This is a genomic window from Nonomuraea sp. NPDC048916 (genome assembly GCF_040649575.1).
Taxonomy (GTDB): domain Bacteria; phylum Actinomycetota; class Actinomycetes; order Streptosporangiales; family Streptosporangiaceae; genus Nonomuraea.
Genome location: NZ_JBEZFS010000006.1, coordinates 114,963 through 140,086 on the forward strand (window position 1 = coordinate 114,963; position 25,124 = coordinate 140,086).

The 25,124-nt window shown below is 73.2% G+C and carries 18 protein-coding genes; 13 read left to right on the plus strand and 5 right to left on the minus strand.

All coding sequences use genetic code 11. The features are described from left to right. Positions 1-86: 86 nt before the first annotated feature. A complete protein-coding gene (locus AB0C16_RS07845; protein WP_357680111.1) occupies positions 87-545 on the minus strand; it encodes a MarR family transcriptional regulator in 459 nt (152 codons plus the stop codon). An 83-nt stretch (positions 546-628) separates the two neighbouring features. Between AB0C16_RS07845 and AB0C16_RS07850 the strand changes: the two genes are divergently transcribed. Together AB0C16_RS07850 and AB0C16_RS07855 are read left to right on the plus strand one after the other, a co-directional pair. Next, complete coding sequence (locus AB0C16_RS07850; RefSeq protein ID WP_357680113.1) at positions 629-1,513, plus strand: ABC transporter ATP-binding protein; 885 nt, start codon at positions 629-631, stop codon at positions 1,511-1,513. Continuing rightward, positions 1,510-3,084 carry an ABC transporter permease gene (locus AB0C16_RS07855; RefSeq protein ID WP_357680115.1) on the plus strand — a complete coding sequence of 525 codons (1,575 nt, stop codon included), beginning with the start codon at positions 1,510-1,512 and terminating at the stop codon, positions 3,082-3,084. Before AB0C16_RS07850 ends, AB0C16_RS07855 begins: the two co-directional genes overlap by 4 nt. 108 nt (positions 3,085-3,192) lie before the next feature. Here AB0C16_RS07855 and AB0C16_RS07860 read toward each other — a convergent pair whose 3' ends face one another. Beyond that, complete coding sequence (locus AB0C16_RS07860) at positions 3,193-3,915, minus strand: hypothetical protein (RefSeq protein WP_357680117.1); 723 nt, start codon at positions 3,913-3,915, stop codon at positions 3,193-3,195. Positions 3,916-4,421: 506 nt separating this feature from the next. Between AB0C16_RS07860 and AB0C16_RS07865 the strand changes: the two genes are divergently transcribed. From AB0C16_RS07865 to AB0C16_RS07885, 5 genes are read left to right on the plus strand one after another with little or no spacing between them, the layout of a single operon-like run. Then, positions 4,422-5,816, plus strand: a complete 1,395-nt coding sequence (locus AB0C16_RS07865) for an SWIM zinc finger family protein (RefSeq protein ID WP_357680119.1) — start codon at positions 4,422-4,424, stop codon at positions 5,814-5,816. Continuing rightward, complete coding sequence (locus tag AB0C16_RS07870; protein WP_357680121.1) at positions 5,813-7,195, plus strand: DUF5691 domain-containing protein; 1,383 nt, start codon at positions 5,813-5,815, stop codon at positions 7,193-7,195. Before AB0C16_RS07865 ends, AB0C16_RS07870 begins: the two co-directional genes overlap by 4 nt. Before the next feature lie 55 nt (positions 7,196-7,250). After that, the gene (locus tag AB0C16_RS07875) at positions 7,251-8,315 is read left to right on the plus strand and encodes an AAA family ATPase (RefSeq protein ID WP_357680123.1); all 1,065 of its coding nucleotides are present in this window, start codon (positions 7,251-7,253) and stop codon (positions 8,313-8,315) included. Continuing rightward, a complete protein-coding gene (locus AB0C16_RS07880; RefSeq protein WP_357680125.1) occupies positions 8,312-10,648 on the plus strand; it encodes a DUF5682 family protein in 2,337 nt (778 codons plus the stop codon). The genes AB0C16_RS07875 and AB0C16_RS07880 overlap by 4 nt, the downstream gene beginning before the upstream one ends. After that, positions 10,641-11,843 carry a VWA domain-containing protein gene (locus AB0C16_RS07885; RefSeq protein WP_357680127.1) on the plus strand — a complete coding sequence of 401 codons (1,203 nt, stop codon included), beginning with the start codon at positions 10,641-10,643 and terminating at the stop codon, positions 11,841-11,843. Before AB0C16_RS07880 ends, AB0C16_RS07885 begins: the two co-directional genes overlap by 8 nt. Here AB0C16_RS07885 and AB0C16_RS07890 read toward each other — a convergent pair. After that, entirely contained in the window at positions 11,785-13,221 is a 1,437-nt protein-coding gene (locus AB0C16_RS07890; RefSeq protein ID WP_357680128.1) for an MFS transporter, read from the minus strand. The genes AB0C16_RS07885 and AB0C16_RS07890 overlap by 59 nt on opposite strands. A gap of 102 nt (positions 13,222-13,323) precedes the next feature. Between AB0C16_RS07890 and AB0C16_RS07895 the strand changes: the two genes are divergently transcribed. Next, positions 13,324-14,049 (plus strand): TetR/AcrR family transcriptional regulator, encoded by a 726-nt coding sequence (locus AB0C16_RS07895; protein WP_357680130.1) that lies wholly within the window; start codon positions 13,324-13,326, stop codon positions 14,047-14,049. Positions 14,050-14,117: 68 nt separating this feature from the next. After that, entirely contained in the window at positions 14,118-15,122 is a 1,005-nt protein-coding gene (locus AB0C16_RS07900) for an enolase C-terminal domain-like protein (protein ID WP_357680132.1), read from the plus strand. Positions 15,123-15,165: 43 nt separating this feature from the next. Here AB0C16_RS07900 and AB0C16_RS07905 read toward each other — a convergent pair whose 3' ends face one another. Next, positions 15,166-16,644 (minus strand): LCP family protein, encoded by a 1,479-nt coding sequence (locus AB0C16_RS07905; RefSeq protein ID WP_357680134.1) that lies wholly within the window; start codon positions 16,642-16,644, stop codon positions 15,166-15,168. 167 nt (positions 16,645-16,811) lie between these two features. On the opposite strand from AB0C16_RS07905, the gene AB0C16_RS07910 reads away from it, so the two are divergent. Continuing rightward, entirely contained in the window at positions 16,812-17,684 is an 873-nt protein-coding gene (locus AB0C16_RS07910) for an enoyl-CoA hydratase-related protein (RefSeq protein WP_357680136.1), read from the plus strand. Position 17,685: 1 nt separating this feature from the next. Beyond that, positions 17,686-18,615: an alpha/beta hydrolase gene (locus AB0C16_RS07915; RefSeq protein ID WP_357680138.1), complete on the plus strand. Its 930-nt coding sequence runs from the start codon at positions 17,686-17,688 to the stop codon at positions 18,613-18,615. An 18-nt stretch (positions 18,616-18,633) separates the two neighbouring features. On the opposite strand, the gene AB0C16_RS07920 is transcribed toward AB0C16_RS07915, so the two are convergent. Then, the gene (locus AB0C16_RS07920; protein ID WP_357680140.1) at positions 18,634-20,127 is read right to left on the minus strand and encodes a prolyl oligopeptidase family serine peptidase; all 1,494 of its coding nucleotides are present in this window, start codon (positions 20,125-20,127) and stop codon (positions 18,634-18,636) included. A gap of 107 nt (positions 20,128-20,234) precedes the next feature. On the opposite strand from AB0C16_RS07920, the gene AB0C16_RS07925 reads away from it, so the two are divergent. Together AB0C16_RS07925 and AB0C16_RS07930 are read left to right on the plus strand one after the other, a co-directional pair. Next, positions 20,235-21,344 (plus strand): exonuclease SbcCD subunit D, encoded by a 1,110-nt coding sequence (locus AB0C16_RS07925; RefSeq protein ID WP_357680142.1) that lies wholly within the window; start codon positions 20,235-20,237, stop codon positions 21,342-21,344. Then, the gene (locus AB0C16_RS07930; protein ID WP_357680144.1) at positions 21,345-25,118 is read left to right on the plus strand and encodes an AAA family ATPase; all 3,774 of its coding nucleotides are present in this window, start codon (positions 21,345-21,347) and stop codon (positions 25,116-25,118) included. The last annotated feature ends 6 nt before the right edge of the window (positions 25,119-25,124 follow it).

A 25,124-nucleotide genomic window follows, 5' to 3' on the forward strand; every position in this document is an offset into this window, starting at 1 on the left:
GGTAGAGGCTAGGACAAGTCCCGGCAATCCCAGCAGGCTGCTCAAGTGGTGCTGAAGCCGGGCGAAGTCGCATCCATGAACGCGGGCTAGTGCGTCTCGCGCCACTTGTCGTACAGCAGGGGGATCTCCCGGTGCATGAACAGGTAGAAGTCGCGCAGCTCGGTCATGGTGTGCCCGGCGTGGGTCTGCGGCCCGCCGAGCGCCTCGATGCCCTTGTCGACCATGTCGGCGAGGGTCTGGTAGAGGCCGACCTTGGTCATCGCGACCTCCCACCAGCTGTCGTGGACCAGCCGGTAGACGTCGCGCCGGGAGCCGGGCACCGGGTCCCTGGCCACCATTCCCAGCTGGATGAGGTAGCGGACGGCGCCGGAAATGGCGGCCGGGCTGACGTCGAGGCGCTCGGCCAGGTCGGGGGCGCTCAGCGCGTCCTCTTCCGCGACACTCAGCGTCACCAGGACACGGCCCGCCATGGGCGGGAACCCCCAGTCGGCCAGCAGCCGGCTGAGCCGTTCGACGAACTGGCGCACCGCTTCCTCGTCCCGCATCCTGCTCCCCTCGCGTCAAGAATCCGTAGTTTAGTGTCTTCGCATCTTTCACGAACTTGTGAAGGCTGTGTACATTCTAAAGCATGAGTAACGTCATCTCCATGTCCGGCGTGACCAAACGGTTCGGCCGGACCACCGCCCTGGACGGCCTCGACCTCGAGGTCAGGGCCGGCGAGGTGCACGGCTTCCTGGGCCCCAACGGCGCGGGCAAGTCCACCACCATCCGCGTCCTCCTGGGGTTGCTGCGCGCCGACGCGGGCAGCTCCTCCATGCTCGGTGGCGACCCCTGGAAGGACGCCGTCGAGCTGCACCGCCGCCTGGCCTACGTCCCCGGCGACGTCACCCTCTGGCCAGGATTATCCGGTGGGGAGGTCATCGACCTGCTGGGACGGCTGCGCGGCGGCCTCGACCCCAGGCGCAGGGCCGAGCTGATCGAGCGCTTCGAGCTGGATCCGCGCAAGAAGGGCCGCGCCTACTCCAAGGGCAACAGGCAGAAGGTCGCCCTGGTGGCCGCGCTGGCCTCCGACGTCGAGCTGTTCCTGCTCGACGAGCCGACCTCCGGGCTCGACCCGCTCATGGAGGCCGTCTTCACCGAGTGCATCGGCGAGCTGCGCGCGCAGGGCCGTACGGTGCTGCTGTCCAGCCACATCCTGGCCGAGATCGAGAAGTTGTGCGACCGGGTGAGCATCATCCGCGACGGCCGCACGGTCGAGACCGGCACCCTCGCCGAGCTGCGCCACCTGACCAGGACCACCATCACGGCGGAGCTGGCCGGGGCGCCCAACGGCCTGCACGGCGTGCACGACCTTCGCATCGACGGCAACCACGTGACCTTCCAGGTCGCGACCGGCGAGCTCGACGCGGCGCTGCGGCAGCTGACCAGCGTGGGCGTGCGCACGCTGACCAGCCAGCCGCCGACGCTGGAAGAACTGTTCATGCGCCACTACGCATCCGCGGACAGCAAATGACCGGCACCCGGGGGCTGGTCCGGCTGATTCTGCGCCGAGATCGCGTGATCCTGCCGATCTGGGTGCTCCTGCTGGCGATCATGCCCGTCACCCAGATCTCCGCCATCGGCGGTCTCTACAGCACCGACGCCGAGCTCCAGGCCTTCGCCGCCTCCATGCGCAGCACCCCGGCCTTCTTCGCCCTGTACGGCCCGCTACTGGACTGGCACCTCCCAGCTCTGGGCATCTGGCGTGCCGGGTTCGTTCCAGTGGTGCTCGCCCTGGCCAGCGTCCTCACGGTGATCAGGCACACCAGGGTCGAGGAGGAGAGCGGGCGCCGCGAGTTGCTGGGCTCCACCGTGGTCGGCAGGCACGCCTCCCTGACAGCCGCCCTCATCGTCGTCGCGTCGGCCAACGTGATCGCCGGGCTGATCATCACCGGCTCCCTCGCCGGAAAGTACCCGGTGGCCGGAGCGCTGGCGGCCGGGCTCGACTACGCCCTGGTCGGCATCGCCTTCGCCGCGATCGGCGCGGTGGCCGCCCAGCTCACCGAGAGCGCGTCAGGAGCCCGCGTGATCGGCATCTCCGCCCTCGGGCTCGCTTTCCTGCTGCGCATGGCCGGTGACACCACCGACGCCTCCTGGCTGTCGTGGCTGTCGCCCATCGCCTGGGGGCAGAAGCTGCGCCCCTTCGCCGGCGAGGAGTGGTGGCCGCTGGCCCTGCTCGCCGCCTTCATCGCGGTGACCTGCTACGCCGCCTACACGCTGGCCGCCAGGCGCGACGTCGCGGCCGGTCTGGTGCCACCGCGGCTGGGTCCCGCGCAGGCGGCGGCCGGTCTGGCCGGCCCCTTCGCGCTGGCCTGGCGCCTGCATCGGGGGCTGCTGCTGGCTTGGTGTGCCGGCTTCGCCGTCTTCGGCGCGGTGATCGGCAGCGCCGCCGACGCCGCCTCCTCCGCGCTGGCGGACAACGCCCAGATCATGGAGATGCTCAACCGGCTCGGCGGCGGCGCCAACCCGGCCGACCTGTTCATCGCCACCCTGATCGGCATCTTCGGCATCGGCGTGTCCGGCTACGCCATCCAGGCCGCGCTGCGGCTGCGCGCCGAGGAGAGCCTCGCCCGCGCAGAACCGCTGCTCGCCACCGCGGTCAGTCGCGTCGGCTGGGCGGCCGGCCACACGCTGTTCGCCGTGCTCGGCCCGGCGGCGGTCCTCACCGTGACCGGCCTGGCCGTCGGCCTGTCGTACGGCGCAGCCGCCGGTGACGTGGGCGCGCATCTGCCCGCCACCATGGGCGCGGCCCTGGCGCAGCTACCCGCGGTGTGGACCTTCTCCGGCCTGGCTCTGGCGCTGTTCGGCCTGCTGCCCCGCCTGGTCGCGGCGGCATGGGCGCTGCTGGCGCTGTTCCTGCTGTTCGGCCAGGTGGGCGCCCTGCTGCAGCTGCCGCAGGCGTTGCTGGACCTGTCACCCTTCAGCCACCTGCCCATGCTGCCGGGCGGCGAGGTGTCGGCGACCCCGCTGGTGGCCATGACCGCGATCGCCGCGGCCCTGGCGATCGCAGGCCTGTACGGCTTCCGCCGTCGCGACCTCGGCTAGCGCCGAGGGCGGGATGTTCTGGGGCGGGGCACGGTCGGCTTCACCTCGCGGAAGGCGGGGCCGGTCACCGACGCAACGGGTTGGAGGACCTGCGTGGGTGAAGGGATCTCAAGTGAAGATGATGGCAGCGCCCATCCTGATCGATGCGCGGGCGGCAGCGATGAGGCGGAGGCAGACGAATGCCTCGATACCGTAGCGATGCCAGCGGCGTCCGGAGTCCGTGATTCCTCCCCCGGCGATCTCCCAGACTTCGTCCGACTCAGGGTCCAGGTCGTCGGGAAGCTCCAGCACCCGCGCGAGCCGTAGGCATTCGTCCAGCAGCCGATGGGACGAGCCGAGATAGGTGCCGGTGATTCGCTCGTCAATGAGTACGGGCTGAAAGTCGACGGGCACGTAGTAGCCTTCGGCGTCGCTGTGCTGGACGAGGTGGTCGAAGCCGGTGCGTCCCTCGTCGGCGGATCCGATGGTCGCCGTCTTCTCGATGTCGATCGCGTGGGCCGGATTGCGCCGGTACGCCTCGGCCAGCAGCGGGTCTTTGGCGGCTCGGTCGTCACCCGGCGGTGGCAGCATGCCTGAAGCGGTCAGATGGACGGCCAGGCGACGGAGGTAGTGCAGTCCGCCGTACCCCCACGACTGGAATTCGACGGGCTCGCTGAGATCGGCCTCAGGTTGCCGCCAGTCCCCGAACCCCGCGGCCCGTAACGCTCGGGCAACCACGGCGAACTCTTCTCCGAAATGCTCGATGGCCTCCTCGTCGTCATCCAGGTCGGCGAGGTTGCCCACGAAAATGTCCAGGCCCATGAAGGGCATGATGCCGAAGGCGACGGACAAAATGGACTCCGGCTCAGCCGGCTGCGAACTCTTCTGGTCAGGCGCGGGCTGCCGCCGAGCGTGTGGGTCGTGCCGGGCTCATCGCCAGGCTGGCCCGCTCGCTGCGAGGGACGGCGCGCCTCCGGGGAAAGCTGGATCTGTACGGGTGGCTTCTCGTGGGGCGCTGGCGCGAGCGTAGGAACCGGTCTCAAAGGTCCGCCTCCTCGTAGTCGAGGAGTTCATGGGGTCTCGAGGTCACGGTCGAGTGCTCCCAGGGGCTGCTGATCACCTGGAAGGCGACGCGCTGTCGGCCTGCGGACCAGCGAGGCCGACGACAGATTGGCGCAGGTGGCGGACTTGGCGTGGACGGTGAGGTAAATCGAGGGCCGTTCGGAGGCGATCGGTGAGGGGACCGGCTCGATGTGAACCGGCACGTCCAGGCGGCCTGGAGAGGTGAGCAGGGGTTCGAGCCGGCCGGCGCTGACCTCGCGGGGGAATTGTCGGTCGGACTGGCTAGTGTGCGGCGAGTGTTCAATCGGTGGAGCCGTGATCAGGTGCTCGCTCTCGCCCCCGACGCGCCGTCACAGAAGGCGGCTCAGCGCGTGGCCGGGCCGGGCAAGTGGCCGGTGTGCGGTGCGACGGGCGACGTGGTGTTCGGCGAGTGCGAGGGCAGCGGTGCCAAGCCCTATCTCGCCTGCGTCGACCTGACCGAGCCCGCCTTCCGGTGCAGCTGCCCCAGCAGGAAGTTCCCGTGCAAGCACGCGCTCGGGCTGCTGCTCCTGTGGTCGGCCGGGGGCGTGCCCGACGCCGAGCCGCCGGAGTGGGCGGCCGAGTGGCTCGCCCAGCGTGCCGAACGCGCCGCCAAGGCGGCCGCGCGGGCCGAGGCCGCCCGTGCCGCGCCCAGTGCCGTGGCCGGTATCGGGCCCGTGGCCGGGGACGGTTTCGTGGCGGGGGACGGCTCCGGGGGTGATTCCACCGGAGTGGTCGCCGCCGATGGAGTCGCCGCCGGGGGCGGAGCCGGGACGCGAGCGGCCGGCGCGGATTCCGGGCGGCGGGCGCGCGTGGCCGCCGGGCTGGCGGAGCTGGAGCGATGGCTGGCCGACCAGGTGCGCCAGGGGTTGGCCGGAGCCGGCGAGCGTGACTGGGACGAGCTGGCCAAGCGCCTGGTCGACGCCCAGGCGCCCGGCGTGGCGAGCACCGTGTCGAGACTGGCCCGGGTGCGCGCGGAGGACGACTGGCCGGGCCGGCTGCTGGAGGAATACACCCTGATCAACCTGCTGGCCGTGGCCTACCGGCGCCGGGCGGACCTGCCGGAGGCCCTGGCGACGACCGTGCTGACCCGCGTCGGCTTTCCGGTCACCCGCGAGGAGGTGCTGGCCGGTCCCGTGGTGCGCGACCGCTGGGACGTGCTGGGCAGACGCGACGAGGAGCAGGACCGCCTCACGGCCCGCCGCGTGTGGCTACGCGGCCGCCGCACGGGCCGGCCCGCCCTGGTGCTGTCCTTCGCGCCGCAGGGCCAGCCCCTCGACGCCTCCCTGCTCACGGGCACCACGATCGACGCCGACCTCGCCTTCTACCCCGGAGCCGCCCCCTTGCGCGCCCTGGTCGCCGCCCGCCACGGCCCTCAGGCCGCGCTCGGCGACGGAGTCCCGCCGGGACGGACGCCCGACGAGGCGATGGACGAGGTCGCGGCGGCTCTGGCGGCCGACCCGTGGACCACGACCTGGCCCGTCGTGCTGGCAGGAGTGATCCCCGGGCGCACCACGCTCGGCGGCTTCCCGCTGCACCCGAGAGACCACGACCTGTGGCGGCTGCTCGCCGTCTCCGGCGGCCATCCGGTCACCGTCGCGGCCGAGTGGACTCCGCACGGCCTCCGCGCCCTGACCACCTGGGACGACGAAGGACTGGCGGTGATCCTGTGAGCTGGGACGACCTGACCTCCACGGCCCTCGTCGGCACCGACCGCAGGCCGCACCGGGGAAACCTGCTGGAGGACGCGGCCGTGGAGGTCGCGCGGCGCCGCGCCGGTCGCCGCCCGGTCACCGGGCCCGAGGACGGCGGGGACGGGGACGTACATCCCGGGGACGCGCCCGAGAACGGCGGGCGGGCGCCCGAGGAGGAGCAGGAGGCCGTCGCGAGGCCGGCGGCCGAGCGGCTGGCGACGATCATGGCCGGTGGCCACGAGAGACTGCTGCCCGAATGGCTGGCCGCGGCGGCGCGGGGCGGGCGGCGGGTGCCGGCGTTCGTCCTGCCCGAGCTGCTCGACAGGGGCAGGCGTGACCGGTCGATCCGGGCGCACCTGGGCGTGCTGGCCGGACAGCGCGGCAGATGGCTGGCCGGGCGCAATCCGGCCTGGGCCTACCTGCTGGAGGAGCCGACCGGCGAGACCTGGGAGCTGGGCAGCACCGCCGACCGCCGCGCTCACCTGCGCCGGCTCCGGACGTCCGACCCGAAGGCCGCCAGAGACCTGCTGGAGGGCACCTGGGAGCAGGAGACGCCGGAGGACCGGGCGGAGTTCGTCGGCGTGCTGGCCGCCGGGCTGTCGATGGACGACGAGCCGTTCCTGGAGCACGCCCTCGACGACCGCCGGCGCGAGGTGCGCCAGCAGGCCGCCAACCTGCTCGCCCGCCTGCCCGGCTCGGGCCTGGCCCGGCGGATGGCCGCCCGCGCCCGCGACTGCGTCACCATCACGGGCGGCACGATCACCGTCGAGGCGCCCGCGGCCTGTGACAAGGCGATGGAGCGCGACGGCGTCCGGGCCAAGCCGCCACGGGGCACCGGCGAGCGCGCCTGGTGGCTGCAGCAGGTCATCGCCCGCGCGCCGCTGGACATCTGGGGACATCCGCCCGGCAGGCTCCTCACGATGAGGATCCCCGAGTGGGACTCCGAGGTGAAGGCCGGCTGGGTGCGGGCCGCGGTGCTGCAGCGCGACCCGGAGTGGGCGCGGGCGATGTTCGCCTGGGACCCGATCGCGGACCTGCTCGAGGCGCTCGGCCCCGAGGAGCAGCAGCGGCTCGCCGCCGAGTTCGTGACGAAGCACGACCTGGACAGCCAGTTGATCATGGTGCTGGGCGGGGTGTCCCCGTACTGGCGCGAAGGGCTGGCCACGGCCGTGCTGAGCAAGATCCTCAAGGTGGCCGGCACCCAGCCGTGGAACCTCGGCGAGCTGGTCAAGCTGGCGGGCGAGCGCATCGACCCCGGCCTGGCCGGCCTGGCCGAGCGCTACTCGCCGGAGCCGCCCATCCAGGAGGTGGCCGCCCTGTTGCGGTTCCGCGCAGACATGATCAAGGAGCTCACGTGAGCGAGGGAACGTTGAAGACCGGCACCACGGCCCCGGGGCCGGCGAAGGAGGCCTCATGACCGTCCTGCGCCCGCACGCGGAAGACCAGTACCCCGAGGAGCTGTCCCTCCTCGCCAAGGACGACGACCGGCCGAGACCGCCCGGCTGGAAGCTGTCGCCGTGGGCGGTGACCACCTACCTCCTGGGCGACGGCGACCGGATCACGCCGAAGTACGTGGGCTCCCGCCGCATCGTCGAGGTGGCCGTCGCCACCCTGGCCACCGACCGGGCGCTGCTGCTGCTCGGCGTGCCCGGCACGGCCAAGACCTGGCTGTCGGAGCACCTGGCCGCCGCGATCAGCGGCGACTCCACCCTGCTCGTGCAGGGCACGGCCGGCACCGCCGAGGAGGCCATCCGCTACGGCTGGAACTACGCGAGGCTGCTGGCCGAGGGCCCGTCGATCGAGGCGCTGACCCCGTCGCCGGTGATGCGGGCGATGGCCGAGGGCCGCATCGCCCGCGTCGAGGAGCTCACCCGGATGCCGTCCGACGTGCAGGACGCCCTGATCACCGTGCTGTCGGAGAAGACGCTGCCGATCCCCGAGCTCAACCGGGAGGTCCAGGCCGAGCGCGGCTTCAACGTGATCGCCACCGCCAACGACCGCGACCGAGGCGTCAACGACCTGTCCAGCGCGCTGCGCCGCCGCTTCAACACGGTCGTCCTGCCCGTCCCCGCCACGGCCGAGGAGGAGGTGGACATCGTCTCGCGCCGCGTCACCCAGCTCGGCCGCTCGCTGGAGCTGCCCGAGACCAGCACCGGCCTGGCCGAGATCCGCCGCGTGGTGACCGTCTTCCGAGAGCTGCGCGCCGGGGTCACCGAGGACGGCCGCACCAAGGTCAAGTCGCCCAGCGGCACCCTGTCCACGGCTGAGGCGATCTCCGTGCTGACCAGCGGCATCGCGCTCGCCGCGCACTTCGGCGACGGCGTGCTGCGGCCGTCCGACGTGGCGGCCGGGATCGTCGGCGCGGTGGTGCAGGAGCCGGTGTCGGACCGGGTGGTCTGGCGCGAATACCTGGAGACCGTCGTGCGTGAGCGCTCCGACTGGCGCGACTTCTACCGGGCCTGCCGAGAAGTGTCGTGACGGTCTCGGTCCTCGGCGTACGCCACCACGGTCCCGGATCGGCCCGGGCCGTGCGCGACGAGCTCCGGCGGCTCCGGCCCGACGCGATCCTGATCGAGGGTCCGCCGGAGGCCGACGCGCTCGTCGCGCTGGCGCCGGAGCTGGAGCCGCCGGTGGCGTTGCTGGCGCACGTCCCCGGCATGCCGGGCGGCGCCGCCTTCTGGCCGTTCGCCGGTTTCTCGCCGGAATGGCAGGCCATCCTGTACGGCACCGCGCACGGGATCCCGGTGCGCTTCTGCGACCTGCCCGCGGCCCACACCCTGGCAGGAGACCCCGGCCCCGGCCCGGGCCCCGACGCGCCTGACGCGCCCGCCGAGGCCGCCGGGCTGCGCGTCGACCCCATCGGGGCGCTCGCCCGCGCGGCCGGCCACGACGACCCCGAGCGATGGTGGGAGGACGTCGTCGAACACCGGGGCGACACCCCGTTCGAGGTGATCGCCGAGGCCATGGCCGCCGTCCGCGAAGGATACGAGCCCGACGAGCGGGAGGCCCGGCGCGAGGCGTACATGCGCAAGACGCTGCGCGCCGCCGTCAAGGCGGGCTTCGAGCGGATCGCGGTGATCTGCGGCGCCTGGCACGTGCCCGCCCTGGTCGAGCCGTTCCCCCCGGCGAAGGCCGACGACGCGGTGCTGCGCGGGCTGCCCAAGGTCAGGCCCGAGCTGACCTGGGTGCCGTGGACGCACGGGCGGCTGGCCTGGTGGAGCGGCTACGGCGCGGGCGTCGGCTCGCCCGGCTGGTACGACCACCTGTTCAGCGTGCCGGACCGGCCGGTCGAGCGCTGGCTGACGCGGGCGGCGGCGGTCCTGCGCGACGAGGGGCTGGCCGTCTCGCCGGCGCACGTCATCGAGTCGGTACGCCTCGCGCACGGCCTCGCGACGCTCCGCGGCCGCCCGCTGGCCGGGCTGGGCGAGGTCACCGAGGCGGCCCGGGCGGTGCTGTGCGAGGGCGACGACCTGGCGGTCGAGCTGATCCAGCGCCACCTCGTCGTCGGCGACAAGCTCGGCCACGTCGGCGACGGCACGCCCATGGTGCCGCTCCAGCGCGACCTGCGAGACCTGCAGCGGCGGCTCCGGCTCAAGCCCGAGGCGCTCGACCGCGAGCTGACCCTCGACCTGCGCAAGCCGCTCGACCTCGACCGCAGCCATCTGCTGCACCGGCTGCGGCTGCTCGGCGTCGAGTGGGGCACGCTGGGGGAGTCGCGCGGCAAGGGCACCTTCAAGGAGACGTGGACCCTGCGCTGGCGGCCCGAGTACGACCTGGCGCTCATCGAGTCCGCCGCGCTCGGCGTCACGGTCGCCGGGGCCGCCGCGCAGCGCGCCCGCGACCTGGCCGCCGGCGAGCCGGTCACGCTGGCCGACCTGACCGGCCTGGTGGAGCGGTGCCTGCTGGCCGAGCTCCCGGAGGCGCTGCCCGCGGTGCTGGCGGCCCTGTCGGCCAAGGCGGCGCTCGACACCGACGTCACCCGCCTGATGGCGGCGCTGCCCGCGATGGTCCGCGCCCACCGCTACGGCGACGTGCGCGGCACCCCGGCCGAAGGGCTCGCGGTGATCGTGCACTCGATGCTCGACCGGGTGTGCGTCGGGCTGCCCGTCGCGGTCACCGGCCTCGACGACGGCGCGGCGGCCGATCTGCTCGGCCACGTCGACGGCGTCCACGCGGCCGTCGCCCTGCTCGACGAGTCGCCCGGCGGGCCGCCGGAGCCCCAGCGTCCCGTGTCGGGCCGGGCGCCGGACGACCGGCCGTCCGAGCCGGGGCCCGACGGCGCGGCGGCCGGGGCCGGGGCCGGAGCGGGCGACGGGGCCGGCGTCGCCGGGCCGGGCCGGGTGTCGCCGAGGCGGCGGTGGCTGGCCACGCTGCGCGGCATGAGCGACCGGCCCGACCTGCATGGGCTCATCGAGGGCAGGCTGACCCGGATCCTGCTCGACGCCGGTGAGCTCGGCGACGCGGGCGACCGGATGTCGAGGGCGATGTCCCGCGGTCACGCCCCGGCCAGGGCGGCCGCGTGGATCGAGGGGTTCCTGTCGGGCGGCGGGCTGCTGCTGGTGCACGACCCGCGGCTGCTGAGCCTGGTCGACGGCTGGCTGACCGGGCTCGGCGGCGAGCAGTTCGTCGAGGTGCTGCCCCTGCTGCGGCGTACGTTCGGCGGCTTCTCCGTACCCGAGAGAAGGGCTGTGGGGGAGCGCGTCCGGTCGGCGGGGCGGCGGGCGGAGGCGGACGAGCCCGATCTGGACGAGCGGCGCGCGGCGGCCGCGGCGAGCACCGTGCTGGCGATCCTGGGGAGAGCGGATGGATGAGCGGTTGCGCAGGTGGCGGCTGGTGCTGGGCGGCGGCGAGGCCGACGGCACGGGCTGCGCGCTGGGGGCCGGCGACGCCGCGATGGACGGCGCGCTGGCCGCCCTCTACGGAGGTCAGGGCGGCCGGCCGGGGGGCAGGGAGGGCGGGCTGGGCGCGTCGGCGCCGCACGTGGCGCGCTGGCTGGGCGACATCAGGACCTACTTCCCGTCCACCGTCGTCCAGGTCATGCAGAAGGACGCGATCGAGCGGCTCAACCTGGCCAGGCTGCTGCTCGAACCCGAGATGCTCGAAGCCGTCGAGCCCGACGTGCACCTGGTCGGCACGCTGCTGGCGCTCAACCGGGTGATGCCCGACCAGGCCCGCGAGTCGGCCCGGGCCGTCGTGGCCGCGGTCGTGCGGCAGCTCGAACGCCGGCTCGCCCAGAAGACCAGGGCGGCCGTCACCGGCGCGCTCGACCGCAGCGCCAGGACCCACCGGCCCAGGCGCGTGGCCGACATCGACTGGGACCGGACGATCAGGGCCAACCTGAAGAACTACCTGCCGGAGAAGAACACCGTCGTGCCGTCGCGGCTCGTCGGCTACGCCCGCAGGCAGCGGGCGGTGCAGCGCGAGGTGGTGCTCTGCATCGACCAGAGCGGGTCGATGGCCGCGTCGGTGGTCTATTCGAGCGTGTTCGGCGCGGTGCTGGCCTCGATGCGCTCGCTCCGGACGTCGCTGGTGGTGTTCGACACGGCCGTGGTCGACCTCACCGACCAGCTGCACGACCCGGTGGAGCTGCTGTTCGGCACCCAGCTGGGCGGCGGCACCGACATCAACCGGGCCATCGCCTACAGCCAGGGGCTCATCACCCGGCCCACCGAGTCGATCTTCATCCTGATCAGCGACCTCTACGAGGGCGGCGTCCGGCAGGAGATGCTGCGCCGGGTGGCCGCGATGACGCAGGCCGGCGTGCAGGTGATCGTGCTGCTGGCGCTCTCGGACGAGGGGGCGCCGTTCTACGACCACGAGAACGCCGCCGCGCTCGCCGCGATGGGTGTGCCCGCGTTCGCGTGCACACCCGACGCCTTCCCCGATCTGATGGCTGCCGCGATCGAGCGGCGCTCGATCGCGCGCTGGGCCGAGCGTCAGGGCGCGCTCAGTGCCCCGCTTCCGGGCGGGCCCGGCGGGGAAGCAGGAACGACAGGGCCAGGGTGAGTGCCAGCAGCCCGATCTCGACCGCGATGGTCACCTGCATGGCCGCGCCGAAGCTCCACTCGCTCTTCAGCAGGTTGAAGAAGATCGTCCCCAGCACGGCGGTGCCGAGCGCGCCGCCGAGCTGCTGGACCGCGGTCAGGGTGCCCGAGGCCGAGCCCGACTCCCGCGGCTCCACCGCGGTCAGCACGATGTCGAAGAACGGCGCCGCCACCATGCCCATCCCGATGCCGACCAGGGCCAGGCCCGGGGCGAGCTGCCAGGGGCCGACGTCGAGCCCGGCCAGGTGGATGGTCAGGCCCAGCACGCCGGCGCCGCCGGCCATGACGACGGTGCCGAGCTGCAGCAGGCCGCGGCCGAGCCGTTCCTGCAGGCCCGACATGGCCAGCCCGAAGCCGGCCATCGCGCCGAGCGCCTGCGGCAGGCTGGTGAGCCCGGCCTTGAGCGGGCTGTAGCCCAGGCCCAGCTGCGTGTAGAGGGTGAAGACCAGGCTGAGGCCGATCAGCCCGGCGAAGAACGCCAGCCCGGCCACGAGGCCGCCGGTGAACGCGCGCTTGCGGAACAGGGCGGGCGTCACCAGCGGGTCCTTGCCGGCCCTGGCGCGGCGCGACTCGTAGGCGGCGAACACCGCGAACATCACGATCGAGCCGGTCATCGCCCCGAACGTCCAGGCCGGCCAGTCCAGCTCGCGGCCCTGGATGAGCGGGTAGATCAGCAGGAACCCGGCCACCGAGACCAGGAGCACGCCGACCAGGTCCAGCCTGGTGGCGTCCGCCACCCTGAACTCCGGCAGGAACCGTATCCCGGCCAGCGCGGCCAGCAGCCCGAGCGGCAGGTTGATCAGGAAGATCATGCGCCAGCCGGTGCCGAACAGGTCGGCGTCGACCAGCCAGCCGGCCAGGATCGGCCCGCCCACCGAGGAGATCGCTATGGTCGGGCCGAACAGGCCGAACGCCTTGCCGATCTCCTCCGGCGGGAACATCTCCTTGATCAGGCCGAGCCCCTGCGGGATCATCACGGCTCCGAACAGGCCCTGGAGCACCCGGCCGCCGATCAGCATCTCGGGGCTCACGGCCAGCCCGCACAGCAGTGACGTCGCGGTGAAGCCGAACGCCCCGAGCACGAACATCCGCCTGCGGCCGTACAGATCGCCGAGCCGGCCGCCGGTGATCAGGCCGACGGCCATGGCGAGGGTGTAGCCGGCGCCCAGCCACTGCACCAGGCTCGCGGAGCCGCCGAGCTCCCGCTGGATGGTGGGCGCCGCGATGATGGTGACGAGCGCGTCGAGCAGGTCCATGACCTCGGCGGCCAGGATCACGGCCAGCGCGATCCAGCGCCATTGGTAGGGCTGGACGGTCGCCGTGGAGGCGGTGGTCGTCATGGGGGGACTCCTTGTCAAAACACTGTTCTTATATACGAACGCTGTTCGTTCGCAACCACCGTTCTAGTGACGAACGCTGTTCGTGTCAAGTACATTGTTCGCATGGGAAGCAACACGGGCGTGCCGTCCCCGCCGTGGCGAAAGGCGCGCAAGACAGCGCCGCTCAAGCCGCAACTGAGCCAGGACCTCATCGTCGAGACCGGGCTGCGCATCCTCGACGCCGACGGGCTCGACGGGCTGAGCATGCGGAGAGTCGCCCAGGAGCTCGACACCGGCCCCGCCTCGCTCTACGCGCACGTGGCCAACAAGGAAGAGTTGCTGGAGCTGATCTACGACATGGTGCTGGGCGAGATCCGGCTGCCCGAGCGCGACCCGTCACGCTGGAAGGACCAACTGCGCGAATACGCCCGCGAGATGCACCGGGTGCTGACCCGCCACGCCGACGTGGCCCGGGCGGCGCTGGCCAACGTCCCCACCGGGCCCAACGCCGTGCGCCTGGGAGAATACGTCTTCGGGCTGCTCATCGAGGCCGGCATGGCGCCCCGCGCGGCCTCGCTCGCCGTCGACCGGCTCAGCCTCTACATCTCCGGCGACGCCTACGAGGCCTCCCTCCACTACGCGAGGATGCGCGCCGCCGGACAGTCCGACACCGAGGCGTACATCCGTGACTTCGTCCGGCAGATCGACGCCTACTACCGTTCGCTGCCGCCCGACCGGTTCCCGCACATCACCGCGCACGTCGACGCGCTGACCGGCGAGGGCGGCGAGGCCCGCTTCGAGTACGGCCTCGACCTCATCCTCGACGGGCTCCAGGCCCGGATGCCCTAGATCCCGCGTTTTGCCCAGTCCCCGCGGGCAGGCACACTGGAGGGGACCGCGCCAGATGAGGGGGGCACATGCCGCGTGTGCGGGAGCTGGAGGTGTTCCGCGCCGTTCTGCCGTACGGCAGGCGCACGGAGAGCCTGATCGTGAAGCTCACCGACCATGGCGGCATGACCGGCTGGGGCGAGACCGTGAGCCCGGCGCCCAAAGCCTGGTCCAGGCTGGAGGAGTCGCTCGCCGCGCTGCTCATCGGCGTCGACTGGGAGCACCCCGACAGCGTGCCCAGCGGCGACTCCGCCGTCGACATGGCCTGCTGGGACCTGTGGACCAGGATGCGCGGCATGCCGCTCGCCGATGCGATCGGCGGCACCCGCACCTCGCTGATGGCCACCGTCCGGCTCACCCCCGACGCCTCCACCGAGAGCCTGGTGACCCGCGTCAACCAGCAGGTCTGCGCCGGCTACGGCCACGTCACGCTCGACATCCGGCCCGGCTGGGACATCGAGCCCGTCCGCGCCGTCCGCGCCGCCTACCCCGCGCTGACCCTCGCCGTCGACTGCGGCGGCGCCTACACCGACCGCGGCCAGTTGGTGGCGCTCGACTCCTACGGCCTGGAGGTCATCGAACGGCCCTTCCCGGTGACCGACGTCTACGCGCACGCCTCGCTGCAGGACGAGGTGGCCGCGTCCGTGGCCGTGGAGGTCTGCGCCACCTCCGACCTCGACGACTACCTGACGTTGCGGGCGGCCAGGGTGCTGCTGCTGCGCCCCACCGCCTTCCCGTCGATCAGCGAGGCCCGCCGCGCCCATGACCGCGCCGCCGCGGCCGGCTGGGACATCCAGTGCTCGGGCGGCCAGGGCGCGGGCCTGGCCAGGGCGGCGACGGTCGCGGTCGCCAGCCTGCCGGGCTGCACCCTGCCCTGCGACGTCACCCAGCCGCCGCGCAACAACCAGATCGTCAGCCCCATCGTGGGGGCCAACGCGGGTGTCATAGCGGTCCCGCTCACCCAGCCGGGTCTCGGCCACACGGTCGACGAGACCCGTGTGCGCCGCCTGGCCAAGGACTATTTCAACGCGTGACGTGCCTGGTCCGCCTGGCGGTGGTGTGCCGGAGCGCGGCTCGTCACAGCACTCCGCAGCCCTCGGTGAGCTCCGTCGTGGGGGCGGGCGTGGCCGACTTCGCCGGGCTGCTGGCCGGGGTGCTCGCCGGGGTGCTCTTCGAGGTGTTCTTCGGTGACGAGGTTGGCGACGACGTCGGCGAAGGGGACGCCGAGGCCGCGGCCGGGCGCGTGTCGCCGGAGTCGCGGATCGCCTTCGCGGTGAGGCTGCGGATCTTCTCCCAGTCGGGGTAGCCGGTGGAGATCAGCGGGGGCACGAACTGGATGCTCGTCACCTTGGCGTTCTTGGCCTGGAGCGCCAGCGGCACCAGATGCTTCAGCATGGGCCGCGGGATGTCCGTCCTGATGAGCTCCTTGGTGGCCAGCGCGATCTGGTTGAACCGGGTCAGCACGGTGCCGGGATCGGCCTGGTCCAGCAGCGCGCCCAGCACGCACCGCTGTCGGCGCATCCTGGTGTAGTCGTCGCTGTTGGTCCGCGAACGGGCGTACCACATCGCGTCGGCGCCCTTCAGCCTGCGCGTGCCCTCCTTGACCAGGCCCTCGTTGTACCTGCCGAACACCACGTCCCGCTCGACGCGCAGCGTGACGCCGCCGATCGCGTCGATCAGCCGGGCGAACCCCCACATGTTCACCAGCGCGTACCAGTCGACGTCGAGGCCCAGCGTGTAGCCGATCGTGTCCATCAGCACCTTCGGGCCCTGGCCCCGCTTTCCGCCGAAGATCTCCGGGTGCGCGTCGGCGTACTCCCAGACGCTGTTGAGCAGGTCGCTGCGACCGCCGCCGGGGTCGGTCGGCAGCCGGAAGCCGCCGGGGAAGCGCCGGGCCATCGGGGTGCCCGGCCGGAAGCGGACGTTCTCCAGGTTGCGCGGCAAGCTGATCAGCACCGTGCCGCCGGTTCGCACGTCGACGCTGGCCAGGTTCATGCTGTCGGTGCGCAGGCCCACCCGGTGGTCGTCGGCGTCGCCGCCGAGCAGCAGGATGTTGACCCGCTGCCGCCCCGCCCACGGGTTCTCCGGCCGCACCGGCTCCTCCGTCCGGGGGTCGGGCTCGGGGGCGACGAAGATGTCGTCGAGCGCCCGCTTCGAGGTCCACACGTACTGCGCGACCATGCCGAACGGCACCACCACCGCGATCGCCAGCAGCCCCGCCAGCGTGCCCGTGAGCGCCTGCCCGCCCTGGGGGAGCGCGTTGGGCCGGAGCACCACGTACGAGTGGACGACCAGGGCGAACCACGCCAGGCCCAGGACGGCGGAGCCGGTGGCGATCATGATGAGCCAGCTGTCCTCGGTCAGCATGCCGAGCAGGTTGTCGGTGGTCAGCGCGACGGCGAGCAACGCGAGCAGCCCGGCCGCGTAGCAGGAGAGCAGCGCGAGCCCGGTCCGCCGCCATCCGGCCCGCAGATGTGCGGCCCCGGGGACCAGCGTCGTCAGCACCAGCCAGCCGAGGACCTCCCCGGCGCTCGCCGGTTCCGTTGCCTGCCTCACGCCATCCCCGTTCCCCCGCGACCCCACCGTAGGCGCGAACTCCGCTACCTGAAGTGGCCCGCTGGACGCGGCCCACGTTAGGCCGAATCGAGGAGGCAGCTTACGGCTTTAATACGAAATATGTCGTTATATGAGGGTGAACATCAATGACCGAATAAGATTCGGTCATGGCCTTCTCTGAGATCGAGTACGCCGTGGCGGACCGGATCGCGACCGTCACATTGAAACGTCCGGACCGGCTCAACGCCTTCACCTTGACGATGCGCGGAGAGTTGATCGAGGCGTTCGATCTCGCCGACGCCGACGACGACGTGCGCGCCGTGGTCGTCACCGGCGCCGGCCGGGCCTTCTGCGCCGGCGCCGACCTGAGCGGGGGCGGCGGCACCTTCGCCCGCGGAGACCACGGCGGCTACGAGGGCGAGCTCGTCGACGGCTACCCGCGCGACGGCGGCGGCACGGTCGCGCTGCGCATCGCCCGGTCGCTGAAGCCGGTCATCGGCGCCATCAACGGCGCCGCCGTCGGAGTGGGCGTCACGATGACGCTGCCGATGGACGTCAGGCTCGCGGCCGACACCGCGAAGTTCGGCTTCGTGTTCGCCCGCCGCGGCATCGTGCCCGAAGCCGCCTCCAGCTGGTTCCTCCCCAGGATCGTGGGCATCGCCCAGGCCATGGAATGGGCCGCGACGGGCCGCGTCTTCCCCGCCTCGGAGGCCCACGAAGCCCGGCTCGTCTCGCGCCTCTATCCGGCGGACGAGCTGCTGCCCGCCGCCTACGCGCTGGCCCGCGAGATCGCCGGCAACACCTCGGCCATCTCCGTCGCCGCCGTCCGCAGGCTGATGTGGTCGGGGCTGTCGGCGACCTCGCCGTGGGAGGCGCACGCGGCCGACTCCAGGCTGATGGCCGAGCTGGGCTCCTCCGCGGACGCCGCCGAGGGCGTGACGTCGCTCCTGGAGAAGCGGCCGGCCGGCTTCCCGATGAAGGTCAGCCGGGATCTGCCGGACGGTGTACCGTCCTGGCCGGACGATCCCTATCGTGTCTAGCATGTACGAGATCACCGTTCTGCCCATGCCGTCCGACTTCGAGGGCGAGGTCGTGGCGACGCTGGTCTCCCGGCGCGCCGGGTCGTCCCGCAGGGCGGTGCTCTACCTCCACGGGTTCACCGACTACTTCTTCCAGGACCACCTGGCCGAGCACTACCTCGACCGCGGCATCGACTTCTACGCGCTCGACCTGCGCAAGTACGGCAGGTCGCTGCTGCCGCACCAGACCAGAGGCCTGATCAGGAGCGTCACCGACTACTTCCCGGAGATCGACGAGGCCGTCCGGATCATCCGGCAGGACCACGACGAGCTCACCATCAACGCCCACTCGACCGGCGGCCTGATCGCCCCGCTGTGGGCCGACCGGGTCCGCGGCCGGGGCCTCGTGCAAGGACTGGTGCTCAACAGCCCGTTCTTCGACCTCAACGTGCCCACCCCGCTCCGCCTGGCCGCCGACCTGCTCAAGACGCCGCTCTCCTACACCAGCCGGCCGCTGCCCCTCGGCGTCAGCACCGTCTACGGCCAGACCCTGCACCGCTCCGAGCAGGGCGAATGGGACTACGACCTGGAGCTCAAGCCGCTCGGCGGCTTCTCCGTGCACGCCATGTGGCTGGCCGCCGTCCGCCGCGCGCAGCGCCGCCTGCACGCCGGGCTCGCGGTCGACGCGCCGGTGCTCGTCCTGGCCTCGGCCAGGGGCCTGAGGGTACGCGACTTCGTCCCCGAGGCCCGTTCGGCCGACATCGTGCTCGACCCCCGCCAGATCGCCCGCTGGGCCACCTCGCTCGGCCCGCACGTCACCTGCGTCCGCATCCCCGACGGCGTGCACGACCTGGTGCTGTCGAGCGAGCCGGTGCGCAAGCAGGTGTTCGCCGAGATCGACCGCTGGCTGACCGCCTATGTCGGGCCGGGTGCGGCGGACCGGCACGGCTAGCGGACGAAGCGGCCACGTCTACCAGGGGAACGAGAACAACCCGTAGTAGGCCGCCGCCACCAGCAGCAACCCCGTGCCGCCCAGCACCCCCGCGATCGCCACGTGCTGCCACAGGCTCAGCCGCATGCCCTCCCGCAGCGCCGCCACGACCGCCGCCACCGCCGTGACCTCCTGCACCAGCATCAGCACGGCCATCCCGCGCACGACCAGCCAACCCGCCAGCACCGCGGGCCAGGCCCCGGCCTGGTTCACCGAGAACAGCACCAGCACCATGATGAACGCCACCACCGAGAGCAGCAGCCCGAGCCCGGTCCACGCCATCCGGCTCAGCCTGCGCCTGATCGGCGGCCACAGCCTGGCGTTGGCCTCGACCTGCGCGGGCGGCCGGCCGCGCAGCCGTACCAGCATGACGGCGACGGGGCCCGCCACGTAGCCGACGGCGGCCAGGCAGATGGTCAGCCCCAGCATCGTGCCCCCCGCGTACCACGGCGCGGCCGGCACGTCGCTGGCCTCGAACCGCTGCACCGGCGTGGTGCCCGCCATCCGCACCCCGGGCGCGGCCGTGCCCGGCAGATCGGTGATCCAGTTGGTGAGCGTCTCCAGATAGCCGGGCGCGAAGTCGCCGCCGTTGACCCGCATGGCGTGGTCGGCCCTGGCCATGAACCGGATCGTGTACTGGTCGTTGCCCGCCTCGGCCAGCGCCGTGGTCAGCGCCCGGGTGGACTCTACGAACGGGATGGACGGGTCGGTCGCGCCGTAGAGGGCCAGCACCGGCTGCCTCATCCGGCGCAGCGCCGGCATCGCGTCGTAACGCAGGAAGTCGAACCCGATCCCGCCCATCGCCCTGGTCAGCAGGTCGCGCACGCCGATCGGGGCGCGCAGGCGAAGCAACTGCTCGTTCAACGCCCAGGCCACCTGCCGGAGCGGTGAGACGTTCGGCGAGGACACCAGCACCGTGAACCCCACCGCGGAGCTCTTCGCGGCGGCGATCGGCGCCACCCACCCGCCCTCGCTGACCGCCCATAACCCGATGCGTGCCGGATCGACGTCCGGCCGCTTCGCGAGGTGCTCCACCATGCGCAGCGCGTCGTCGGCGAGCAGCCCGAAGTCGCGGTCGCGAAAGTTGTAGCCCACCGTCCGCTTGTCGAACGCCAGCGTCACCACACCCGCCTTGGCCAGGAACTCCGCCTGCGGCGTGAACTCGGTGCGCGAGCCGTTGCCCGACCCCGACACGAACACCAGCGCCGGATGCCGGCCGGGCGTGAGCGGCGCCCGGACCGTTCCGTACAGGTGCTGGCCCTCGGCGGGGACGGAGATCTCCTCGCGGCTGATCGGATCGACCGCCACCACCGGGCGCAGCTCGCTCGGGGGCTGCGCCGGTAACGCCTGGAACTCCTGATCGGCCCGAAGCGGTGGAGGGTCGAACGCGGGTGGCAGAACGTAACCGACGGACGCCAGAGCCACCAGCACCAGACCGGCTGCGACGCTCAAGGTGCCACGGCCAGTGCGCATCGGCCTCCCCATGTGCGTTGGTTTGCCCGTCGATCATTCAGCCTACTCCTCGCTGGTGAGGCGCATGAGGCCGCATTTGTCGGTGAGAACTGTTAGCTTCCTGCGACATGCGGATCCTGCACACCAGCGACTGGCATCTCGGGCGCTCATTCCACCGCGAGAGCCTGCTCGACGGCCAGGCGGCGTTCGTCGACCACCTGGTCGAGACCGTGCGCGCCGAGCGGGTCGACGTGGTGGCGGTGTCCGGCGACGTCTACGACCGGGCGCTGCCGCCGGTCGACGCGGTGGCCCTGTGCAACGAGGCGCTCGGGCGGCTGGTCTCCGCGGGCGCCCGCACCGTGCTGATCAGCGGCAACCACGACTCCGCGCGCAGGCTCGGCTTCGGCGCCTCGCTGTTCGACGCCGCGGGGGTGCACCTGCGCACCGATCCGTCCCGGGCCTGGGAGCCCGTGCTGATCGACGACGTGGCGTTCTACGGCATCCCCTACCTCGAGCCCGAGCTGGTCCGCACGCCCTGGGAGCTGCCCGACCGCAGTCACACCGCCGCGCTCACCCACGCCATGTCCCGCGTCCGCGACGACGCCGCGCGCCGCGGCCGATCCGTCGTCCTCGCCCACGCCTTCGTCACCGGAGGCCAGGCCAGCGACAGCGAGCGCGACATCAGCGTGGGCGGGGTCGCCCACGTGCCGCTGTCGGCCTTCGACGGGGTCGACTACGTCGCGCTCGGCCACCTGCACGGGCGCCAGCGCATGTCCGAGACGGTCCGCTACTCCGGCTCCCCGCTGGCCTACTCGTTCTCCGAGGCCGACCACGTCAAGGGCTCGTGGCTGGTCACGCTCGGGTCGGGCGTGGAGTTCGTGCCCGCCCCGGTGCCGCGGCCGGTCGGCCGGCTGCGCGGCCACCTCGACGACCTGCTGACCTCGCCCTCCCACACCCGCTTCGAGGACCACTGGCTCCAGGTGGTGCTGACCGACCCCGTCCGCCCCAAGTCCGCGATGGACCGGCTGCGCGCCCGCTTCCCCCACACGCTGGCGCTCTCCTTCGACCCCGAGGGCGGGGCTCCATCGCCCCAGCCCGTGCGGCTGAGCGGGCGCCCGGAGGCGGAGGTCGCGCTCGACTTCGTCCGCGAGGTACGCGGCGAGCCTGCCGCGGCCGACGAGGAAAAGCTGCTAAGACAGGCGATCGAGGCGTCCCGGGTGAAGGAGACGATGGCGTAGATGCGGCCGCACCGGCTCTCCCTGACGGCGTTCGGGTCCTTCCCCGGTTCGGAGACGGTCGACTTCGACGCGCTGGCGCAGGCGGGCCTCTTCCTCGTGCACGGGCCCACGGGCGCGGGCAAGACGACGATCCTCGACGCGCTCTGCTTCGCCCTCTACGGGCAGGTGCCCGGCCAGCGCAACAGCGCCCGCGCCCTGCGCTGCGACCACGCCGCCCCATCCGCCGGCCCGTCGGTCACGCTGGAGGTGACCGTCCGCGGGCGGCTGCTCCGGATCCAGCGCTCTCCCGCGTGGCAGCGGCCCAAGCTCCGCGGGACGGGCTTCACCGAGGAGAAGGCCAAGGTCATCGTCGAGGAGCGCTCCGGAGCCGACTGGCAGGGGCTCACCACGCGGGCCGACGAGGCGGGCGACCTCATCGGCGGGCTGCTCGGCATGAACTCCGACCAGTTCTGCCAGGTCGCCATGCTGCCCCAGGGCGACTTCGCCCGTTTCCTGCGGGCCGACGGCGACGACCGCCGCAAGCTCCTTGAGCGCCTCTTCACGGTCAAGGTGTTCACCCAGACGGAGTCGTGGCTGGCCGAGCACCGCAAGCAGACCTGGCGCGATGCGCAGGATCTGCGCCGGCAGGTCGACTTCGCCCTCCAACGCCTGGAGGAAGCGGCCGGCGACACCGGAGAGGAGCTGCCGTCGGCCGACGATGATCCGCTGGGGTGGGCCGGAGCGCTCCGTGACGCGGCCCGGGCGGTGGTCGTCACGCGCACGCAAGGACACGCGCAGGCCGAGCGGGCGTCGCGCCTGGCACGCCTCAGGTTCGAGCAGGCCACGGCGCTGGCCGACCGGCAGCGCCGCCACGCCGAGGCGCTCACGCTGCGCCGCACCCTCGACGAACGCGCGGACGAGCGAGCCGACCTCCAAGCGATCCTCGACGACGCGGCCCGTGCCGGCCGGGTCCTCCCGCTCATCACGGCCGCCAGGCAACGCGCCGAGGCCGCGGCCAAGGCCCACGCGCTCGCGTCCGACGCGGTGGCCCGCGCCCGGCCGCTGCTTGACCGTGCCGACCACACCCCGAAGACCGGGCCCACCGACCGGCCGACCCGGCCCGGCGGTCCAGCGACCTCACCCGACAGCCCCGGTGGTGCCAGACCTGATGCACCTGCGGCGCCATCCGGCCCCGCGTCCGGCCCCGCGTCCGGCCCCGCGTCCGGCCCCGCGTCCGGCCCCGCGTCCGGCGGGGGGTCGGGCCGGCTTGACGGCCGGGTCGCGCCGGAGCGGCTCGCCGAGATGGAGAGGCAGCGGCAGGCGGAGATCGCGCGGCTGTCCGAGCTGCTCACCGAGGAGGCCAGGCTTCTGGTCATCCGGAGAGACCTGCTGCGGGCCGAGGAGGAGCTCGCCGGGCTGGCCGAGGAGGACGAGGCGACCGCCACCCGGCTGGCCGCCCTGCCCGGGTTGATGGACGAGGCCGAACACCGGGCCGAGCAGGCGCGCCTGGACGCCGCCAGGATCCCGGCGGCCGAGGCCGTGCGGGCCGCCGCGACCGAGCTGATCGCCGCCGACCGCGAGCTCGCCCGGCTGGACGCCGAGCTGGACGGCCTGGCACAGCGCGAGGCCGAAGTGGCCGCCGCCGAGGCCGAGCTGCCCCAGCGGCTCGCCGACGCCGCCGGGCGACTGGCCGAAGCACGCGCGGAGGCGGCGGCCATCCCGGCGGCGGCCGCGACGCTCGATGCCGCCCGGGCCCTACGCGACGCGGCCCACCGCCGTGACGCTCTGGCCGGCGAGCTGGAGGCGGCGGCGGCCACCCACCAGGCGCTCGTCGACCGGGCCCAAGGCCTGAGGGAGCAATGGCTGGACATCCGCCAGGCCCGCATCGACGGCATGGCGGCCGAGCTGGCCCGCGACCTGTCCGACGGCCGGCCCTGTGCCGTGTGCGGCTCCGACCACCATCCCGATCCGGCCTCGCCCGCCCCCAGCGCCCCCTCGGCCGACGACGAACTGGCCGCCGAAGACGCCCACGAAGCGGCGCTGGCCGAGCGCGAGGCCGCCGAACGCGGCCTCGCCACCCTCGAGTCCCGCCACGCCGACGCCGTCGAGGCCACGGGCGGCCTCGACGTCGACACCGCCGAGGCGGCGGTCCTCCAGGCCGAGCAGGAGCTCGCCCGCCTGGAGGCGATCGCCGCCCGCGAGCCCGCGCTGGCCGCCGAGCTCGACCGTGCCGAGGCCGAACGCGAGCTCGTCACCGACCGCGCCCGCGAGCTCGCCGAGGACCTCGCCGCCCACCGCACCCACCGCACCCACCTCCAGGCCGAACGCTCCCGCCTCGCCGTCCAGCTCACCCGTAGCGGCCTGCTCCTCACCCCGGACACCGACCCCCAGGACTCGCTCGACCTGACCGGCCCACGGCCCACCGGCGCCCAGGCCGGACGCGCCGCCGCCGGCCTCCAGGCCGACGAGGCCGGCCCGGTCGGCTTGGGCGCCGACGTCCAGGCCGACCAGCCCAGCCCGGGTGAGCCGGATCCCGCTGTCCTGGCCGTCGATGTGCTGGAGGCGGCCGAACGGGAGCTGCGCCGGCTCAGGGCGTCGGCGGCCGGGGAGCCGGAGCTCGCGGCCGAGGCGGCGCGGCTCGGCCGCGAGCGGGTCTCGCTGGAGGAGCGGGCACGCAGGGTCACGGCCAGGCTGGCCGCCTGCCGCACCCGCCAGGAGGAGCTCAGCGGCGACGCCGGAAGGCTGACCGCGCGGCTCGACGGCGCCCGCGGCGACGATCCGACGCTCACCGCGCGGCTGTCGAGGCTGAGCGACGAGGCCGAGCTGCTGCGTGAGGCGCTGGAGGCCACCCGGCTGGCCGCGTCCGCGGAGGACGAGCGGGTCCGAGCCGCCGAGGCGGCCGAGCGGGCGACGCTGGAGGCGGGCTTCGCCGAGGTCGCCGAGGTCGCCGACGCCGCCAGGACCCCTGCCGAGCTGGAGAGCAAGGCCGAGCGGCTGCGGCGGCTGGACGACCAGTACGCCGCCGTGTCCGGCACGCTGGCCGACCCCGAGCTGCTGGCGGCGGCCGAGGAGCCGGTGCCCGACCTGCGGGCGATCGAGGCGGAGCGCGACGCGGCCCAGCAGGCGCACACCGCCTTGGCCTCCGCTCTCGACCGGGCCGAGGCCAGGGCCCGGCGGCTGGACGAACTCCACGCCGAGCTGGCCGCCGGCCTGGACCTCTGGCAGCCCGCCGCCGACCGGCACAGGCTCGCCGAGCGCCTCGCCGCGCTGGCCAGCGGCACCTCCAGCGACAACCAGTGGAGCATGAGCCTGTCGTCGTACGTGCTCGGCGAGCGGCTCAGGCAGGTGGTCGACGCCGCCAACGAGCGCCTCGACCACATGTCCGCCGGGCGCTACCTCCTCCGCCACGACCTTCGCAAGACGGCAGGCGCGCGCGGGCGTTCGGGCGGCGGGCTCGGGCTGCGGATCTCCGACGGGTGGACCGGCATCGACCGTGATCCGGCGACGCTCTCGGGCGGGGAGAGCTTCATCACCTCGCTGGCGCTGGCCCTCGGCCTGGCCGACGTCGTCACGGCGGAGGCGGGAGGAGCGGAGATCGGCACCCTCTTCGTGGACGAGGGGTTCGGCACGCTCGACGAGGACACCCTCGACGGCGTCCTCGACATCCTCGACGAGCTGCGCGACGGCGGGCGCGCCGTCGGCATCATCAGCCACGTCGCCGAGCTGCGCTCCCGCATCCCGGCCCAGCTCAAGGTCTCCAAGACGCGCGCCGGGTCCAGCCTCACCGTCCTGTGACCGACG

Excerpts from the sequence above, each read along its gene's own strand:
- AB0C16_RS07845 (WP_357680111.1), bottom strand. The coding sequence starts at position 545 with ATGCGGGACGAGGAAGCGGTGCGCCAGTTCGTCGAACGGCTCAGCCGG.
- AB0C16_RS07850 (WP_357680113.1), top strand. The coding sequence starts at position 629 with ATGAGTAACGTCATCTCCATGTCCGGCGTGACCAAACGGTTCGGCCGG.
- AB0C16_RS07855 (WP_357680115.1), top strand. The coding sequence starts at position 1,510 with ATGACCGGCACCCGGGGGCTGGTCCGGCTGATTCTGCGCCGAGATCGC.
- AB0C16_RS07875 (WP_357680123.1), top strand. The coding sequence starts at position 7,251 with ATGACCGTCCTGCGCCCGCACGCGGAAGACCAGTACCCCGAGGAGCTG.
- AB0C16_RS07885 (WP_357680127.1), top strand. The coding sequence starts at position 10,641 with ATGGATGAGCGGTTGCGCAGGTGGCGGCTGGTGCTGGGCGGCGGCGAG.
- AB0C16_RS07890 (WP_357680128.1), bottom strand. The coding sequence starts at position 13,221 with ATGACGACCACCGCCTCCACGGCGACCGTCCAGCCCTACCAATGGCGC.
- AB0C16_RS07895 (WP_357680130.1), top strand. The coding sequence starts at position 13,324 with ATGGGAAGCAACACGGGCGTGCCGTCCCCGCCGTGGCGAAAGGCGCGC.
- AB0C16_RS07900 (WP_357680132.1), top strand. The coding sequence starts at position 14,118 with ATGCCGCGTGTGCGGGAGCTGGAGGTGTTCCGCGCCGTTCTGCCGTAC.
- AB0C16_RS07910 (WP_357680136.1), top strand. The coding sequence starts at position 16,812 with ATGGCCTTCTCTGAGATCGAGTACGCCGTGGCGGACCGGATCGCGACC.
- AB0C16_RS07915 (WP_357680138.1), top strand. The coding sequence starts at position 17,686 with ATGTACGAGATCACCGTTCTGCCCATGCCGTCCGACTTCGAGGGCGAG.
- AB0C16_RS07920 (WP_357680140.1), bottom strand. The coding sequence starts at position 20,127 with ATGCGCACTGGCCGTGGCACCTTGAGCGTCGCAGCCGGTCTGGTGCTG.
- AB0C16_RS07925 (WP_357680142.1), top strand. The coding sequence starts at position 20,235 with ATGCGGATCCTGCACACCAGCGACTGGCATCTCGGGCGCTCATTCCAC.
- AB0C16_RS07930 (WP_357680144.1), top strand. The coding sequence starts at position 21,345 with ATGCGGCCGCACCGGCTCTCCCTGACGGCGTTCGGGTCCTTCCCCGGT.